Origin of the sequence: Alysiella crassa DSM 2578 (assembly GCF_000745955.1) — a bacterium.
GTDB lineage: Bacteria > Pseudomonadota > Gammaproteobacteria > Burkholderiales > Neisseriaceae > Simonsiella > Simonsiella crassa.
In genome coordinates this window covers 1-1,216 of the sequence record NZ_JQKH01000157.1, presented here as the reverse complement: position 1 = coordinate 1,216, position 1,216 = coordinate 1, and the positions used below count along the sequence as shown (strand labels likewise).

1 protein-coding gene is annotated in these 1,216 nt (G+C 44.9%); it reads left to right on the top strand.

Annotated elements, in window-relative coordinates:
• Positions 1-225: 225 nt before the first annotated feature.
• Positions 226-1,110, top strand: a complete 885-nt coding sequence (locus tag Q338_RS12525) for a metal ABC transporter permease (RefSeq protein WP_034296114.1) — start codon at positions 226-228, stop codon at positions 1,108-1,110.
• The last annotated feature ends 106 nt before the right edge of the window (positions 1,111-1,216 follow it).

Below are 1,216 nucleotides of genomic sequence, written 5' to 3'. Positions count from 1 at the left end.
AAATCTCGCCGTGTTACGCGTGATTTTGAAACTAAAATTAAGGGCTATTGAATTGATATTTCAAATAACCTTTTAATTTTATTGTAAAAAGATGTATAGATACCCATGCCCAAAGGAGAGGGGGTTAGATTGCTGTATCTCAACGATTTCAGGCAATATTTTATTTTTGTAGGGTAGCGCAAGGCAGCCTGAATATTTTTTAACTTTTTTATTGATAAAACAAAAATGCTACACGAATACTTAATTGCCCCTTTTACAGAATTTGATTTTATGCGATACGCGCTGGCTTCGGTGGTGTTTCTTGCTCTGTCGGCTGCGCCTGTGGGCGTGTTTTTGGTTATGCGCCGCATGAGTTTGATTGGCGATGCTTTGAGCCATGCTGTTTTACCGGGGGCGGCGGTGGGTTATATGGTGGTGGGGTTGAGTTTGCCTGCGATGGGTTTGGGGGGATTTATTGCGGGGGTGTTGATGGCTTTGTTGGCGGGTTTGGTGAGCCGATTTACCGAAGTGAAAGAAGACGCAAATTTCGCCGCGTTTTATTTAAGTAGCTTGGCGATTGGCGTGATTTTGGTGAGTTTGGGCGGTAATAGTGTGGAATTGCTGCATTTGCTGTTTGGTTCGGTGCTGGCGGTGGATTTAAACGCTTTACGTTTAATGGGTGGCGTGGCGACTGTAACGATTTTGACTTTGGCGATTATTTTCCGCCCCCTGATTTTGGAAAGCATAGACCCTTTGTTTTTGCGTGCGGTAAAGGGTTATGGTGGGGTGTGGCATATTGTGTTTTTGGTGTTGGTGGTGTTGAATTTGGTGGCGGGGTTTCAGGCGTTGGGGACGTTGATGTCGGTGGGTTTGATGATGTTGCCTGCGATTGCGGCGCGGCTGTGGGTGCGTAGTATGGGGGCGTTGATGGTGGTAACGGTGTTGGGTGCGCTGGTGTGTGGTTATGCGGGTTTGCTGTTGTCGTATCATCACTCGGCGAATTTGCCTTCTGGCCCGACCATTATTTTGTTTTGTGGGATTTGGTATTTGATTTCCGTGCTGTTTGGTGCAAATAGCGGCGTATTGATGAAATTATTGCGCAAAAAACACCATAAATTAAAAGTGAAATAATGTTTCAGGCTGCCTTTCAGTACACGACAATTTTTACCAACACCCAAAATGTAGGGTGCGTACCACGCACCAAATTATTCAAATCATTAAAATTCGGTGTGTAATA